The following is a 14,178-nucleotide window of genomic DNA, read 5'->3' as shown; positions in this document are numbered from 1 at the left end:
CTCCGCGGGCGCTCCCGGCGTTGAGCCAGGTGAACGACCCACCCTGAGGAGTGTGTGATGAGCCTGATCGGAACGCTGGTCGGGTACGTGCTGACCCTGTTCATCCTCGCGCTGATCGCGCGCATGATCCTGGACTGGACGCGCCTGGCGACCACCGGGCCGGTGTGGCTCGGAAAGGCGCGCTACTACAGCCACCGCGTGACCGAGCCCGTGATCGCGCCCGTGCGCCGCGTGCTGCGGCCCGTGCGCGCCGGCGGGCTGTCGATCGACCTCGCGTTCACCGTCGTGTTCTTCGCGGCGCTGATCGTGCGGTCGATCGCGTTCGCCCTGTGACGGCTGCCCCTCGCCGCCCGGGCGAGGGGCAGCACCTTTCCCGTGCGCGAAATCGGTCCGGATGCCGGGAAAACACCACCTTGTCCCGCTTCCTGGTACGGCTACCGATCGGAGGCCGGGGTGGGTGATAGTCGGCTGGTGACCCAGGTGCTCCCCGTTCTCCCGCAGACCGCCCCGCCGGACCCCGAGCCCGCCGCCGGCCGGGTGCTCTACCGCGACGCCGTGGTAGCTCCCCTGCTCGGCTACCGGCCGCTGCTGCTCGACCTGGCCGTGCCGGCCGGTCCGCCGCCGCCCACCGGGTGGCCGGTGGTGGTGTTCGTCCACGGCGGCGCGTTCGCCCTGGGTTCGCCCAAGCACGCGCCACTCGGCCGGTACCTCGCCCAACGGTTGCCCGCGGCCGGGTTCGCCGTGGGCCTGGTCCACTTCAGACACAGCCGCGAAGCGGTGTACCCGGCGCAGCTGCACGACGTGAAGGCCGCGGTGCGCTGGCTGCGGCACCACCACGCGACGCTCGCGCTGGACCCGGACCGGTTCGCCGCGTGGGGCCACGCCGCGGGCGGGCACCTCGCAGTGATGCTCGCCGTGACCGGCGGCCGGCCCGAGCTGGAAGGCGACGTCGGCGTGCTCGGCCCGGACTCCGGCGTGCAGGCGGCCGTGGCGTGGAGCCCGCCGTCGGACTTCACGCGGCTGCCGCCGCCCCCGCCGAGCTCACCGTTCCACGCCACCGGCGAAGACCCGCACGCGTGGCTGCTCGGCGGCGCGCCCGCGCAGCACCCGACGCTCGCCGCCGCGGCCAGCCCGCTCACGCACGTGAGCGAGTCCGCCGCGCCGCTGCTGGTCGTGCACGGCACCGCCGACGACGTCGTGCCCATCACCCAGAGCGAAACCCTCGTCGCCACCTACTGGCAGGCCGGCGCCGACGCCGAGTTCGCGTGGCTCGAGGACGTCGGGCACGTCTACGGGCTCGGTACCCGCGAACGCATGACCACCCGGGGACTCGGCTTCCTGCGCGAACAGCTCGGTGCCCCGGGCGCAAGAGCCCGAGGCACCGACGGTAACTGAGAACTACAGCTGCACACCCCGCGACAGGGCACCGTCGACGACCAGGTTCGTCCCGGTGATGAACGACGCCTGCGGGCTCGCCAGCATGGTCACCGCGTACGCGATCTCTTCCGGCGTGCCCATGCGGCCCATCGGGTTGAGGCCGAGCGCGGTGTTGAACAGCTCCGGGTTACCGCTTTCGGTGCTGTGCCAGATGCCGCCCTCGAAGTAGGTGTTGCCGGGCGACACGGTGTTGGCGCGGATGCCCTTCGGGGCGAGCTGGAACGCCAGGCCCTGGATGTAGTGCACGACCGCGGCCTTCATCGTCCCGTAGGCGGGGGCGGCGAAGTCGATCTCACGCCCGGAAACGCTGGAGATCGCGATGATCGAGCCGGCGTCGCTGCGTTCCAGGTGCGGCAGCGCGGTCTCCGCGACGCGCACGGTGTGCATGAGGTCGACTTCGAAGCTGGCGCGCCAGTTCTCCTCGGTCGGGCCGATGGACAGGGCGCTGACGTTCGCCACCACGATGTCGAGGCCGCCGAGGTCGGTCGCGGCGCGCTCGACCCACGCGGTCAGCGCGTCGGCGTCGGCGACGTCCACCGCCTCGCCCGACACCGTCGCGCCGCCGTCGCGGAACTCCTTCTCCGTGGCGCGGACCTCGGATTCGGTGCGTGCGCAGAACGCCACCGCAGCGCCCTCGCCCGCGAGCGCGGCGACGACCGCGCGCCCGATCCCCTTGGTACCGCCGGTCACCAGGGCTTTGCGCCCGGCCAGCCGCAGATCCATGCGTTTTCCTCCTAGAGCTTCGCGGCCTGCTCGCGCAGGTACCGGTGCATTCCGCCGTAGGCCTCGCCCGTGGGCAGCAGGCGCTTGGCGATCTTGGTGACGGCGCTGTAGTTCGCGTCGACGACATTGGCCAGCGGGGCCTGGCTGATCTGCGTGAGCAGCTGGTAGGCGTCGAGCGGGTCGAGCCCGTAGAGCTCGCCGAGCCAGCCGATCATGCCGTGCTGACTGGAGCGCCACGCGTCCTCCAGCGGACGCGAGGACGCGACGACCACGTAGTTCTCGTCCTGCTCGATGCGCGGCCACACCGGCGCGCCGCCCTTGATCAGCTCCACGATCAGCGTCACGTTCATGGCGCCTTCCACGGCCGTGCCGCACGCCTCGCCCTCGCCCTGGCGGTAGTGCCCGTCGCCGACCGAGAACAACGCACCCGGCACGTTCACGCCGAGGTAACAGGTGGCACCCGCCTTCATCTCCGGCGTGTCCATGTTGCCGCCGAACATGTCCGGCACCAAGGAGGTGCGGACCTCCCGCCCGGCCGGCGCGACACCGACCGTGCCGAGCATCGGCTCCACCGGCAGGTCCACGCGGAAGTCGCCGCGCAGCGCCTCGAACACCACGACCTGCTTCTCGCGGTCGAGCTGGTAGATCCAGGTCAGCTCGGGCAGCGGCTCGTGCAGCATCGCCGTGCGGTCGGTGGCCGTCAGCCCGCCGAAGAACGGGATGGTCGCCGACGCCGCCCAGTCGCGCGCCGGTTCCAGGTCCACGAAGTGCAGCGCCAGTGTGTCACCGGGTTCCGCGCCGTCCACAAAGAACGGTCCCGTCTGCGGGTTGACCTCCCGCATGTCGAGCTTCTCACTCGGCTTGTCCGACGCGCTCTGCAACCGGCCGCTGAACGCGTCCTCGGTCCAGAGTTTCAACACCGTGCCGGGCTTCACCGTCCGGATCGGGGCGACCCCGCCGAAGGTCCACGCGTACTGCTCGCGCTCGGGGGTGAACTCGACGATCTCCACACTGGCTCCTCATGCCGAAGGCTGCACACGACCGGCCCCCCGCCGCGGTCGATCTTGCCCACCCGCGCGGCCGCGGGCAAGTCAGCGCGCCGGTGTGCGCGACGGGGTTAGCATGGAATGCCTGACGTGACGGGCAGACCCAACGCCGCGCCAAACCTGTTCACCGGAGAACGAGGAAGGCGGCCAGAAGATCATGGCGGGCAACAAGGCAGTCAGCTACGTGGGACCGGGTAAGGTCGAGGTCGAGACGATCGAGTATCCCGGGTTCGTGCTCAGGGACGGGCCGGGGGTGAACCCGGCGAACGTAGGCCGGGAAACCCAGCACGGTGTGATCCTGAAGAACGTCGCGACCAACATCTGCGGCTCCGACCAGCACATGGTCCGCGGCCGCACGACTGCACCGCAGGGGCTGGTGCTGGGCCACGAGATCACCGGAGAGGTGATCGAGACCGGCCGCGACGTGGAGTTTATCAAGGTGGGCGACCTGGTTTCGGTGCCCTTCAACATCGCGTGCGGACGCTGCCGCAACTGCAAGGAAGGCAAGACGGGCATCTGCCTGAACGTGAACCCGGACCGGCCGGGTTCGGCCTACGGCTACGTCGACATGGGCGGCTGGGTCGGCGGCCAGGCGGAGTACGTGATGGTGCCCTACGCGGACTGGAACCTGTTGAAATTCCCGGACCGCGACCAGGCGATGGAGAAGATCCTGGACCTCACGATGCTCTCGGACATCTTCCCGACCGGCTTCCACGGCTGCGTCACGGCGGGGGTCACGGTGGGGTCGACGGTCTACGTGGCGGGTGCCGGTCCGGTCGGGCTGGCCGCGGCCGCGTCGGCGCAGCTGCTCGGCGCCGCCGTGGTGGTCGTGGGTGACCTCAACGCCGAACGGCTCGCGCAGGCCCGCAGCTTCGGTTGTGAGACCGTGGACGTGTCGAAGGGCGACCCGAAGGACCAGCTCGCCGCCATCCTGGGCGAGCCGGAGGTCGACTGCGGTGTCGACGCCGTCGGGTTCGAGGCGCGCGGACACGGCAAGGAGTCGGCCACCGAGCACCCGGCGGAGGTGCTCAACTCCCTGATGGACCTCACCCGCGCCGGCGGGGCGCTGGGCATCCCCGGCCTGTACGTGACGGGTGACCCCGGGGCCGGCGACGAGGCGGCTCGCCAGGGCTCGCTGTCGATCCGGATCGGGCTGGGCTGGGCGAAGTCGCATTCGTTCACCACGGGCCAGTGCCCGGTGATGAAGTACCACCGGCAGCTGATGATGGCGATCCTGCACGACCGGGTGCAGATCGCGAAGGCCGTGAACGCGACGCCGATCAGCCTCACCGACGCGCCACGCGGCTACCACGAGTTCGACCAGGGCGCGGCGCGCAAGTACGTGCTGGACCCGCACGGAATGCTCAACTGAGCACGGTTCCGGTGGAGTGGCGCTCTCGCCCGTGCCGCTCCACCGGCTCGGCTCAGACCTTGGCCAGGGCTTCGGCCTGGTCGGGCACGGGCTTTTCGAGAGCGGCGCCGTAGACGGCGATCTTCATCCGGATGTGCTCCTGGTGCCCGCGCAGCCGGTCGATCTGCTCGGCCACGCGCGTCTCGTGCTCCTGCAGCACGGCGAGGCGTTCGGCCTGGGTGCCGTCGCCCTCGCGCAGCAGCTCGACGTAGCGCAGCATCTCCGCGATCGGCATCTCGGTGTCGCGCAGGCAGCGCAGCAGGTGCAGGAACCGCAGGTCGTCCTCGGTGAAGCGGCGGCGCCCGCCCGCGGTGCGGCGGACGTCGCGCAGCAGGCCGATGCGTTCGTAGTAGCGCAGCGTGTCGATGCTGAAGCCGGTCCGGGCGGTCACTTCGGCGGGTGAGTAGGAATCCACCCGTCCAGACTCCCACCTGGAGCGCGCTCCAGGTCAAGCTCCAGGTCCGGGATCTCGGTCCGGGCTGCCACCTCAGGGGTGCTTGCGGTTCGTCGGCGAGCCGGTGGCGCCGGACCGCCGGCCGCGGTGCTCGACCGGCTCGCGGAGGTGAGCCCACCGGCGCCGCCCTTCCCGCATCCTTGCCCGGCTGCGGCGAAGGTCAGGCCTCGTCGCCGATTCGGTCCACTGTGGACGCCGGGCCGAACTCCGACTCGAAGCGCGCCAGCAGGTCGGCCAGCAGGGTGTTGAGGGCGGCCAGGCGGCCGGGTTCGAGAGCACCGGCGAAGAGGTCGCGTTCGTCGTCGGTGCGTTGTTTCGTGGCGGCGGCCCAGCGGGCGCGGCCCTTGCGGGTGAGGCGGATCGGGCGGCTGCGGCCGTCGGCGGCCGCGACGCGTTCGACCAGGCCCGCGCGGGCCAGGCGGTCGATCCGGACGCTGACGGTGCCCGAGGTGACGCCCAGCAGGTCACCGAGCTCCTTGGGCGTGAGCACGGGCGGCTCGCCGGAGCGGTGCAATGCCGAGAGGGCCTGCCAGTCGCCGGGGGTGAGGTCGTGGGCGGCGGCCGCGCGGCCCAGCACCTGCTCGAACTGCCGCGACAACCGCCCGATCCGCTGGCGCGCGGCCTCGACGTCCGCGTCGACCCCGGCGGGCATCACGCGCAGCCACGCCGCGAGGCCGGCGCCGACCGAGTCCTGGTCCACTGGACACTCCCTTGAGCCTCAAGGTAGTTTGGTTTGAGTATCAAGATACCGCGAATCGAGGAGACGGACATGAGCCGGGTCTGGTTCATCACGGGCACGAGCGCCGGTTTCGGGCGGGTGCTCGCCGAGGCGGTGCTCGCGCGGGGCGAGCGGGTCGTGGCCACCGCGCGCGACGTCGAGTCGGTGAAGGACTTCGCCGACCGGGCGCTCGTCGCGCGCCTCGACGTGACCGACCCCGCGTCGATCCACTCGGCCGTCGACGCCGCGCTCGCCGAGTACGGGCAGATCGACGTGCTCGTGAACAACGCGGGCCACGGCCTCATCGGCGCGCTGGAGGAGCTCACCGACGAGCAGACGCGCAAGGTCATGGAGACCAACGTGTTCGGCGTGCTCGCCGTGACGCGCGCCGTGCTGCCCCACCTGCGGGCGCGGCGCAGCGGCCACATCGTGCAGCTGTCCTCCGTGGGCGGCGTCGTCGGCAACCCGGGCCACGCGATCTACGCGACGTCGAAGTTCGCGCTGGAAGGCATGTCCGAGGCCCTCGCCGGCGAGGTGGGGCCGCTCGGGATCCGCGTCAGCATCGTCGAGCCGGGCCCCTTCCGCACCGAGTTCGCCGGCCGCTCCATGACCTTCGCCGACCCGATCGCCGACTACGCCGACACCCCCGCCGGCCGCCTGCGCTCGCACTTCTCCGCGCAGGACGGGCACCAGCCCAACGACCCGGCCCGCGCCGCCGCGGCCATCCTGACGCTCGTCGACACCCCCGACGCACCACTGCGGCTGCCACTGGGGCCGGAAGCGGTCACGCGGATCCGGGCGAAGCTGGAGAAGCAGCTGGCGGACCTCGCGGAGTGGGAGGCCGTCGCACTGGACACGCGCTACCCGGACGCGTGAGCCGGTCCTTCCGCCGAGCCGCGTACTTCCGGTGAAAGCGATCGCCACCGGAATTGTCGGCGCCGGGCGCTACCGTGCCCGGCGTGACGATTCTGGGGTTCTGTGAGGACGACGAGTACCTGCCCGAATACGGGACCGTTGTGGTGCGTGACGTGTACCGCGAGGACCTTTTGCCCTCGCTGGGCAACGAGCTGCTCGGCGAGCTCGCGACCAACGCGTTGTCCGGCACGATCGCGACGGCGGGCGACGGATGGCTGCACGGCACGGCCGGCGATCCCTGCCAAACGGTTCGCTGGGAAGCGCACGACGAGCCACCCGACGTACGGCTCGGGGACTGGGAAGACATCGTCGAGACGCCGTTTCACAGCCGCTCGGGGGTCGTGGGCCTGGGAACGCTGACGGGTGGGACCTTCGGCGACGAACTGAGTCTCGGTGCGAAGGGCCTCTTTCGCGTCCGGGTGTGCCGCAAGGCCGCGGACGACGGAGAAGAAGGAGACGTCTGGCTGATCCAGTCCTGGCCGGCGCCGGGCACGCCGGAGGCACCGCGGTGGCTCAAGCGCACGCGTGCGGCGGTTCACCCGGCGAACCCGGGGTGGCAGCAGGTGCTCGGTTACCACGTCATCGAGGTGTCGTGGTTCTTCACCCTCGCAGGCATGCAGCGCCCGGACGGCTGGCTCGACGAACCGCTGCCCGACGAGCCGCGGCCGTCGGCCGGGGTGTGCGCCCAGCTGGGTGTCGATCCGCCGCGCACGCGCCGGGACGCGATCCCGTTGCTGGTCGCCGCGGGGCTGATCGTGGACGACGGTGCCGGACGATTCTCCCCGGGCACGCCACGGCGGGCCACGGAAGCGCTCGACTTACCAGGTGAACTGGCGGCCCGGGTGGATGCCGACGCAGTGCGCAGCGCGTACATCTGGCTCGCCGCCGATGTCACCGGCATCGCCGCCTGGTCGAATCCGGCGCGCATCGAGGACCTGGCCGCGTTGCTGGCTGTCCCTGGGGAAACGATCGAACCGCTACTCGAGTACGCGGCCGAAGACAACCTGATCCAACGGGGAAACGGCACTGTCACAGCGCTTCCTCGCCCGCCGTTGTGAACCGCGCCGGTACCGCGGGTGGCCCCCCGGTCCGTTCGCAGGGCGGAACCGGTGACCGTGGCCGGTGCTCCGCCGCGTGCGGGGTTCCTCGCCGCCGATGGCACGGTCGTCGTGTGGCGCGCAGGGGAACCTGTCGTCCTGGGCCGGGTCGACAGCGACTACCGCTACCGCGCGTTCGAGACCCCGGCAGGCATCTACGACGCCGCCTCCGCCGGGCAAGGACAACTGATGACCTGGGCCGGGGCCGGGAGCCGGCTTCCGGTGGACCTGGGTTTCCAGCCCGTTCGCAGCGCAGACGGACGGCACTTGGCCAGAGTGCAGACGCACCGGCCGGCGACCGTGGGATCAAGTGCACGTCTCCGACGTGACAACGGAGGAAGCGTGGAGCCTGCCGAGGTCGGAAAACCTCACGCGCCACGTCCTGGGCATCCACGACGGCGCTGTCTACTTCTCCACCAGGTCGGGCGAAGCGGCGTTCACCACCTCTCGCTGGATTCCAGGCCGGGAACCCGTGGCTCTCGCCTCGCCGGTGCATCGACTCGATCCGCTGTCCGGCGCCAACGTGCGCGAAGACGCGCAAGGATTGGCGGTGTTCACCGCGTCGGGCGAGCGGCGGCGGACCGTGGACACCCCGCGCGGCGGCTTCGTCCCGGGTGGCGCGAGCATGTATTCGTTCCGGCACAACCCGCTCACTTTGATGGTGCTCGACCTGACCACCGGGACCATCACCGAACACCCGCTCCCCGAGGGCTGCGAGGTCGGCGAAATCCCGCCGACCGCCCCGATCTGGGAAACCCCCGACACGCTCGTCTTCTCCCAGCCGCACCACGCGTCGACCCGCCGCATCATCCGGTGGCACCTGCGGCGAGAGGCGTTCGAGCACTTCGACCTGCCCGAGATCGCGGGGTACCGGCCGTTCCTGATCGAACCGACGCTCGCCTGATCGAGGGCCTCGCCCCGACGCCGACCCCAGATCACCCGCCAGAAGCATGATCACGATCCGAACCACCATCGGGCAGAGCGACGTCGACCCCGGACGCGTGAGTCAGAACCGGTAGCGCAGCACGCACGTCCCCCGTCGCGACAAGGCTGTGCTGCGGGCCGCCAGGCGGGTGAACCAGCGCAGCGCGAGCGGCTGCAACGCGACCTCGGGCGCGCGGGAAGCGAACTGCTCGCCGGCCAGCTCCAGTTTCGGCACCCAGCGCTGCGGGTCGCGCGGGTCGTCGAAGCCGGGGTTGGCCACGACGCCCGCGATGGAACCGGTGCCGCGGTAGTGCTTGATGGCCCAGACGTGGAAGCGCGTGTAGCTGTTGAACGCGATCTCGCCCGTCGGGAAGCGGCCGGCGATCCCGGCGAGCAGGGCGACGAACGCGTCCTGGGGCAGGAAGGCGACGAGCCCGTCGGCGACCGCGACGGCGGGCCGGCCGGCCGGGATCCGGTCGAGCCACGCCGGGTCGGTGAGGTCGGCGGCCACCAGGTGGGCGTTCGCGGGCCGGGGCAGGAGCCGTTCGCGCACGGAGACGACGCCGGGCAGGTCGAGGTCGTACCAGTCCACTGTGGACGGCGGCTGCACGCGTTCGATCCGGCCGTCGAGCCCGCAGCCCAGCTCCAGCACCACGGCGTCGGGGTGCCGGCCGACGAAGGAGCGCACCACGTCGTCGAGCATCCGCGAGCGCACGGCGATGTCGAACACCTGGCTCTTCACCAACGGCGCCGCGGCGGGGTCGTGGCCGAGTGCCGCCACGACACCCGAGGCCGTCGGGCCGCCGAGCACCGGGCGGGGCGTGCGGGCGTCGAGCGCGCGGCCGTCGAGCGTGAGGAACAGGCTGTTCTCCACCGCGGTGAACGCCGTCGTGTCCATGGTGACCCCCTTTTCCCGATCGGGAAACTACGACTGTCCGCCGGGGTCCGTCAACTCGGGTTTTCCTTGTGTTGCAATGGCTGTCACGAGTGCAACGACCGGCCTGCGTTGCAATGACGGCGTACGCTCGGGGCATGCCGGGAAGCCGCCTGACCCACGAGGACCGTCGAGCCGTCGCCGAGGGGCTGACCGCCGGGCTCGCCTACGCCGAGATCGCGCGGCTGCTCGGCCGGCCGACGTCGACCGTGAGCCGGGAGGTCCGGCGCAACGGCGGCCCGCGCGGCTACCGGGCCGACCACGCCCAGGAGGCCACGCACGAGCGCGGCCGGCGCGTGCCCGCGGGCGCGCCGGCGGCGACCGGCTTCGAGGAGCGGTTCACGGAGATGATGGTCCACACCGGACTCCCCCGTATGCCCGCCCGCGTGCTCGCCGCGCTGCTGACCAGCGACCGGCGCGCCCTCTCCGCGGCGGACCTCGTGGCGCGCGTGCGGGTGAGCCCCGCGTCGGTGTCGAAGGCGATCGCGTACCTGGAGCAGCTTGAGCTGGTCCGCCGAGTCAGCGAGCCCGGCAGTCGCGAGCACTACCGCGTCGACGACGACGCGTGGTACCGCTCGTGCCGGCGCGAAGCCGACGTCTGCACCGCGTGGGCCACCTCGGCGCGCGAAGGCGCCGGCCTGCTGGCCGGCTCCCCCGCCGCCGCGCGGCTGGCCGCGATGGGCGACTACTTCGACCACGTCGGGCGCGACCTCGCCGACTCGGCCGAGCGGTGGCGGCACGTCTTCGCCGCCGGGTGAGTCAGGACGCGGCGGACAGCCCGCCGTCGATGGTGACGATGGTGCCGCTGATGTAGTCGGCGCGGCCCGAGGCAAGGAACGCCACCAGGTCGGCGACCTCGCCCGGCTCGGCGACGCGGCGCGAGGGCAGCGCGGCGAAGCTCGCGTCGACGTCTTCATTGGCGGCGCGCATGGTGGTGATCCGCTCGGTCGCGACCGGGCCGGGGTTCACGCCGACCACGCGCACGCCGTCGCGCGGGCCCTCGGCGCCGAGCGCGCGCGTGAAGGCCATCAGCGCCGCGTTGCCCGCGCCGCCGGCGATGTACTCCGGCTTGGGCCGCTCGCCGCCGGCGCCGATCACGTTGACGATCACGCCGCGGCCCTGCGCGCGCAGCCGCGCGTAGACGAGCCGGGTGAGGTCGACGTAGCCGAACACCTTGAGGTCCCACGCGTGCCGCCACCGGTCGGCACCGACCTGGTCGAGCGTGCCGGCGGGGATGTCGCCGGCGTTGTTCACGAGGATGTCGGCGTCGGCCGTGGCCTCGGCGAGCCGTTCGAGATCGGCGGTTTCCCGCAGGTCGACGACGTGCACGGTCACCTCGACCCCGTGCGCCTCCCGCAGCTTCCGGGCGAGGGCTTCGAGCGCCTCACCGCTGCGCGCGGCCAGGTGCAGGTGGCTGCCCTCGGCGGCCAGCACCTCGGCCACGGCCGCGCCGATGCCCTTCGACGCGCCGGTCACCAGGGCACGCCTGCCGCGGAGTTTCAGGTCCATCGGTGGTCCTCACGATCTTCGGGGTGGTTCCCAGTCTGCCGAAGATCGCCGGCGGGCCGCCATGTCTCGTGGGTCTCAGGGCAGGGGTCTCAGGGCAGCGTGTCCAGGAACGGCGCGTGCGCGTTCTGGAACGCCCAGCCCGAGAAGTGGTCCCAGTTGATCGACCACGTCATCAGCCCCCGCAGCCCCGGCACGGTCCCGCCGCGCAGGGTGTAGCCGCCGCAGCCGGTGCCCTTCGTGAGGCAGGTCAGGGCGGTCTGCACGTCGGCCGGGGCGGTGTAGCCGTTGCCCGCGTTGACGGTCGCCGGCACGCCCAGGGCGATCTGGTCGTCGCGCAGGCCCGGGAAGAACGCCCCGCCGGCGACGGTGAAGCCGGCTTTGAGCATGTCGGTCATGGCGATGTGGAAGTCGGCGCCGCCCATCGTGTGGTACTGGTTGTCCAGCCCCATGACCGGCCCGGAGTTGTAGTCCTGGACGTGCAGCACCGTCAGCGAGTCGCGCAGGGCGTTGATCACCGGCAGGTACGCGCCGGTGCGCTGGTCGCCGGCCGAGGAGCCGCCGTAGAACTGGTAGCCGACCTGCACGAAGAACGTCTCGGGCGCCATCGTGAGCACGAACCCGCTGCCGTAGCGGGCTTTCAGCGTCTTGAGCGCGGAGATCAGGTTGACCACGACGGGGGTGGTCGGGTTGCGGAAGTCGGTGTCGCCCGCGTTCAGCGACAGCGAGTGGCCTTCGAAGTCGACGTCGAGGCCGTCGAGGCCGTACTTGTCGATGATCGCGGAGACCGAGCTGACGAACGCGTCGCGGGCGGCCGTGTGGTGAGCTGCACCTGGCCCTTCTCGCCGCCGATGGAGATGAGCACCTTCTTGCCCTGCGCCTGCTTCGCGCGGATCGCCGCGATGAAGTCGGCGTCGCTCTCCACGCCCGCGCATTCGGTCGCCGGGCAGCGGTTGAAGCGGATGTCGCCGGACGTCGGCGTGGTCGGCTCGCCGAACGCGAGGTCGATGATGTCCCACGCGTCGGGCACGTCGGCCATGCGCACGTAGCCGGAGCCGTTGGCGAAGCTGGCGTGCAGGTAGCCGATGAGGGCGTGCTCCGGCAGGCCGGCGTTGGTGCAGCCGCCGGTGGACCCGGACACGGTGGCGCTGTGCGGCGACTCCCCCGCCGTGTTGTAGGCGGCGACGGTGTAGCTGTGCGTGGTGCACGGCGAAAGGCCGGTGAGCGTCGCCGAGGTGCCGGTGACGGTGGCGCGCAGCGTGCCGTCCTCGTAGACGCGGTAGCCGGTCACCGTGCCCGCCGGCGCGGTCCACGTCAGGCCGATCGACGTGCTGGTGACCGCACCGAGCTTCGGCGCCGTCGGAGCGCTCGGCGCGCCGGGGGTCCCGCCGCCCGGGCCGTCGAAGCTGACGTCGTCGGCGTAGTAGGTGCCGCCGCCGTACCAGCCGTGCAGGTAGAGCTGCGCCGACGTCTGGCTCGCACCCGTGGTGAACGACAGCGCCAGCCGCGTGTAGTCACCCGAGCCCGCCCAGGTCGAGGGCCCTCCGGTGACCCCCAGGTACACCGGGTTGCCCCGCACCCACGCCTCCACGGCGTACGTCGTGTTCGGCCGCACGGACACCGTCTGGCTGCACTGCCCGGTGTCGCTCGCGGACGCGGTCACGGCCAGCGCCCCCGCCCCCGAACGCACCGGCGAGGCCACCGTCGCCGCCCCGCCCGCACACTCCCACCCGGCCGTCGACCCGGCGTCGAACCCGGGGTTGACCAGCAGGTTCGCGGCCCCGGCACTGCCGGGCACGGCCACGAGCCCACCCAGCGCCACGGCGAACGCGGCCAGGAACACGGACAGTCGGGAACGCCTCATCGCGCACCTCCGGCTTCGGCGGGGAGGTGCTCATTGTCTGGACCAATGTGTGAAATGTCCAGACCACTTCCCGAAGCCCACCCGGACGCCGAGCCACGGCCAGGGCTTCCCCTCGCGAAGGGGGCTAGGTAGAGTTCTTGCATGGCCGGTCCGCGGATGACCCTCCCGACCCAGCTGGTGCTCCACGCGCTGCTGCGGGAGCCCACCCAGGAGCTCTACGGGCTCGAGATCTGCGCTGCCGCCGGGTTGCCCAGCGGCACGATCCACCCGATCCTTGCGCGCCTTGAGAAGGCGGGCTGGCTGCGGTCGCGGTGGGAGGAAGCGGATCCGGCGGAGGCGGGCCGGCCGCGGCGGCGCTACTACCGGCTCGACCCCGACGGTCTCGAGGCCGTGCGGGAAGCGTTGCACCGCGCGGAAACCTCGGCGCGCGCGTTGACGCGGCTGCGCCCGGGCCTGGCGGGGGACGCGCGGTGAACCCGCCGCTCGACTTGCTGCTCAGCCTGGACCGCATGCTCGGCCGGACCCACGATCGCGTCGCGGCCACGCTGCTGCCCCACCTGAGCAGCTCGTTCCGTACCGTCGACCTGCCGCTCGTCGGCGGGCTTCTCGCCGACCTGTGCCGCGAGCTCGACGTGACGGGCGACCTCGCGAGCGCCGCCGAGCTGGGGCCGGCGCTCGGCAACGCCCGCGCCTACGCGTGGCGCGCGCTGGCACTGGTCGGCGACGGCACCGGCCGCGACGACCACGACCTCGCGCGCCGCTGCGTGATCGAGGTGGTGGACCAGCTCGACGCGGCGCGCAGGGACGTCGTCACCGTGCTCTCCGACCACGGGTTCGGCTCGCGGCGTCCCCGCTGGCACGGGTGGGCGGGGCCGGCGGCGAGCCCGGCGCAGGTGATCGCGTTCTCCCGCGTGACGGCCACGTGCGCGGCGGCGCTGCTGCCGGCCGGGAGCCGGGCCGAGTACGCCGAGCTGTTCCTCTCGGAGCTGCACGACCTCGCCGAAGCGCGCAGCGGCCGGTGGGCCCAGGTGCGCTACGCCTGCCGGGTGCTCCTGAGCGCACCCCGGCTGCGGCGGGCGCTGGGCTGAGCCCGGCGGGTCGGCGGTGACACCGGTGAGCGGGCGAAATAGGCTGAGCCCCGTCCGGAAG

The 14,178-nt window shown here is 72.1% G+C and carries 17 protein-coding genes; 9 read left to right on the top strand and 8 right to left on the bottom strand.

Annotated features, from left to right (window positions below):
* The first annotated feature begins 57 nt into the window (after positions 1-57).
* Together ACFY1H_RS37730 and ACFY1H_RS37725 are read left to right on the top strand one after the other, a co-directional pair.
* Positions 58-333, top strand: coding sequence for a YggT family protein (locus ACFY1H_RS37730; protein WP_366583603.1), 276 nt, complete (start codon positions 58-60; stop codon positions 331-333).
* A gap of 138 nt (positions 334-471) precedes the next feature.
* Positions 472-1,395, top strand: a complete 924-nt coding sequence (locus ACFY1H_RS37725) for an alpha/beta hydrolase fold domain-containing protein (protein WP_386954533.1) — start codon at positions 472-474, stop codon at positions 1,393-1,395.
* A 3-nt stretch (positions 1,396-1,398) separates the two neighbouring features.
* Here the strand turns inward: ACFY1H_RS37725 and ACFY1H_RS37720 are convergent, their stop codons facing one another.
* Together ACFY1H_RS37720 and ACFY1H_RS37715 are read right to left on the bottom strand one after the other, a co-directional pair.
* Complete coding sequence (locus tag ACFY1H_RS37720; RefSeq protein WP_366583601.1) at positions 1,399-2,160, bottom strand: SDR family oxidoreductase; 762 nt, start codon at positions 2,158-2,160, stop codon at positions 1,399-1,401.
* Positions 2,161-2,171: 11 nt separating this feature from the next.
* Positions 2,172-3,170 (bottom strand): acetamidase/formamidase family protein, encoded by a 999-nt coding sequence (locus ACFY1H_RS37715; protein ID WP_366583600.1) that lies wholly within the window; start codon positions 3,168-3,170, stop codon positions 2,172-2,174.
* A 193-nt stretch (positions 3,171-3,363) separates the two neighbouring features.
* On the opposite strand from ACFY1H_RS37715, the gene fdhA reads away from it, so the two are divergent.
* On the top strand, positions 3,364-4,578 hold the full coding sequence (gene fdhA, locus ACFY1H_RS37710) for a formaldehyde dehydrogenase, glutathione-independent (protein WP_366583599.1): 1,215 nt from the start codon (positions 3,364-3,366) through the stop codon (positions 4,576-4,578).
* 52 nt (positions 4,579-4,630) lie between these two features.
* Here fdhA and ACFY1H_RS37705 read toward each other — a convergent pair whose 3' ends face one another.
* Positions 4,631-5,032, bottom strand: a complete 402-nt coding sequence (locus ACFY1H_RS37705) for a MerR family transcriptional regulator (RefSeq protein WP_366583598.1) — start codon at positions 5,030-5,032, stop codon at positions 4,631-4,633.
* Positions 5,033-5,231: 199 nt separating this feature from the next.
* Positions 5,232-5,771 (bottom strand): MarR family transcriptional regulator, encoded by a 540-nt coding sequence (locus tag ACFY1H_RS37700; RefSeq protein ID WP_366583597.1) that lies wholly within the window; start codon positions 5,769-5,771, stop codon positions 5,232-5,234.
* 69 nt (positions 5,772-5,840) lie between these two features.
* Between ACFY1H_RS37700 and ACFY1H_RS37695 the strand changes: the two genes are divergently transcribed.
* The 3 genes from ACFY1H_RS37695 (at position 5,841) to ACFY1H_RS37685 (ending at position 8,705) form a co-directional block, all read left to right on the top strand.
* The gene (locus ACFY1H_RS37695; protein ID WP_386954526.1) at positions 5,841-6,665 is read left to right on the top strand and encodes an oxidoreductase; all 825 of its coding nucleotides are present in this window, start codon (positions 5,841-5,843) and stop codon (positions 6,663-6,665) included.
* A gap of 74 nt (positions 6,666-6,739) precedes the next feature.
* The gene (locus ACFY1H_RS37690) at positions 6,740-7,762 is read left to right on the top strand and encodes a hypothetical protein (RefSeq protein ID WP_386954523.1); all 1,023 of its coding nucleotides are present in this window, start codon (positions 6,740-6,742) and stop codon (positions 7,760-7,762) included.
* 349 nt (positions 7,763-8,111) lie between these two features.
* A complete protein-coding gene (locus ACFY1H_RS37685) occupies positions 8,112-8,705 on the top strand; it encodes a hypothetical protein (protein WP_386954521.1) in 594 nt (197 codons plus the stop codon).
* Positions 8,706-8,807: 102 nt separating this feature from the next.
* Here ACFY1H_RS37685 and ACFY1H_RS37680 read toward each other — a convergent pair whose 3' ends face one another.
* Positions 8,808-9,623: a class I SAM-dependent methyltransferase gene (locus tag ACFY1H_RS37680; protein WP_386954519.1), complete on the bottom strand. Its 816-nt coding sequence runs from the start codon at positions 9,621-9,623 to the stop codon at positions 8,808-8,810.
* Between the two features lie 134 nt (positions 9,624-9,757).
* On the opposite strand from ACFY1H_RS37680, the gene ACFY1H_RS37675 reads away from it, so the two are divergent.
* Positions 9,758-10,417 carry a MarR family transcriptional regulator gene (locus ACFY1H_RS37675; RefSeq protein WP_366583591.1) on the top strand — a complete coding sequence of 220 codons (660 nt, stop codon included), beginning with the start codon at positions 9,758-9,760 and terminating at the stop codon, positions 10,415-10,417.
* 1 nt (position 10,418) lies between these two features.
* Here the strand turns inward: ACFY1H_RS37675 and ACFY1H_RS37670 are convergent, their stop codons facing one another.
* The 3 genes from ACFY1H_RS37670 to ACFY1H_RS37660 form a co-directional block, all read right to left on the bottom strand.
* On the bottom strand, positions 10,419-11,168 hold the full coding sequence (locus tag ACFY1H_RS37670; RefSeq protein ID WP_366583590.1) for a short-chain dehydrogenase/reductase: 750 nt from the start codon (positions 11,166-11,168) through the stop codon (positions 10,419-10,421).
* 89 nt (positions 11,169-11,257) lie between these two features.
* Entirely contained in the window at positions 11,258-11,839 is a 582-nt protein-coding gene (locus ACFY1H_RS37665; protein ID WP_386954517.1) for a hypothetical protein, read from the bottom strand.
* Positions 11,840-11,880: 41 nt separating this feature from the next.
* Positions 11,881-13,029 (bottom strand): carbohydrate binding domain-containing protein, encoded by a 1,149-nt coding sequence (locus ACFY1H_RS37660; RefSeq protein WP_386954516.1) that lies wholly within the window; start codon positions 13,027-13,029, stop codon positions 11,881-11,883.
* 141 nt (positions 13,030-13,170) lie between these two features.
* Here ACFY1H_RS37660 and ACFY1H_RS37655 point away from each other — a divergent pair, with 141 nt between their 5' ends.
* Together ACFY1H_RS37655 and ACFY1H_RS37650 are read left to right on the top strand one after the other, a co-directional pair.
* Entirely contained in the window at positions 13,171-13,503 is a 333-nt protein-coding gene (locus tag ACFY1H_RS37655) for a PadR family transcriptional regulator (protein ID WP_366583588.1), read from the top strand.
* On the top strand, positions 13,500-14,117 hold the full coding sequence (locus tag ACFY1H_RS37650) for a hypothetical protein (RefSeq protein WP_386954514.1): 618 nt from the start codon (positions 13,500-13,502) through the stop codon (positions 14,115-14,117). The genes ACFY1H_RS37655 and ACFY1H_RS37650 overlap by 4 nt, the downstream gene beginning before the upstream one ends.
* Positions 14,118-14,178 lie beyond the last annotated feature (61 nt).

It is taken from the genome of Amycolatopsis sp. NPDC001319 (genome assembly GCF_042896185.1).
Lineage (GTDB): Bacteria > Actinomycetota > Actinomycetes > Mycobacteriales > Pseudonocardiaceae > Amycolatopsis.
This window is presented reverse-complemented; position numbering and strand designations above follow the sequence as displayed.

Coding starts and splice junctions, on each gene's coding strand:
- ACFY1H_RS37730 (WP_366583603.1), top strand. CDS start 58: ATGAGCCTGATCGGAACGCTGGTCGGGTACGTGCTGACCCTGTTCATC.
- ACFY1H_RS37720 (WP_366583601.1), bottom strand. CDS start 2,160: ATGGATCTGCGGCTGGCCGGGCGCAAAGCCCTGGTGACCGGCGGTACC.
- fdhA (WP_366583599.1), top strand. CDS start 3,364: ATGGCGGGCAACAAGGCAGTCAGCTACGTGGGACCGGGTAAGGTCGAG.
- ACFY1H_RS37695 (WP_386954526.1), top strand. CDS start 5,841: ATGAGCCGGGTCTGGTTCATCACGGGCACGAGCGCCGGTTTCGGGCGG.
- ACFY1H_RS37680 (WP_386954519.1), bottom strand. CDS start 9,623: ATGGACACGACGGCGTTCACCGCGGTGGAGAACAGCCTGTTCCTCACG.
- ACFY1H_RS37675 (WP_366583591.1), top strand. CDS start 9,758: ATGCCGGGAAGCCGCCTGACCCACGAGGACCGTCGAGCCGTCGCCGAG.
- ACFY1H_RS37670 (WP_366583590.1), bottom strand. CDS start 11,168: ATGGACCTGAAACTCCGCGGCAGGCGTGCCCTGGTGACCGGCGCGTCG.
- ACFY1H_RS37660 (WP_386954516.1), bottom strand. CDS start 13,029: ATGAGGCGTTCCCGACTGTCCGTGTTCCTGGCCGCGTTCGCCGTGGCG.
- ACFY1H_RS37655 (WP_366583588.1), top strand. CDS start 13,171: ATGGCCGGTCCGCGGATGACCCTCCCGACCCAGCTGGTGCTCCACGCG.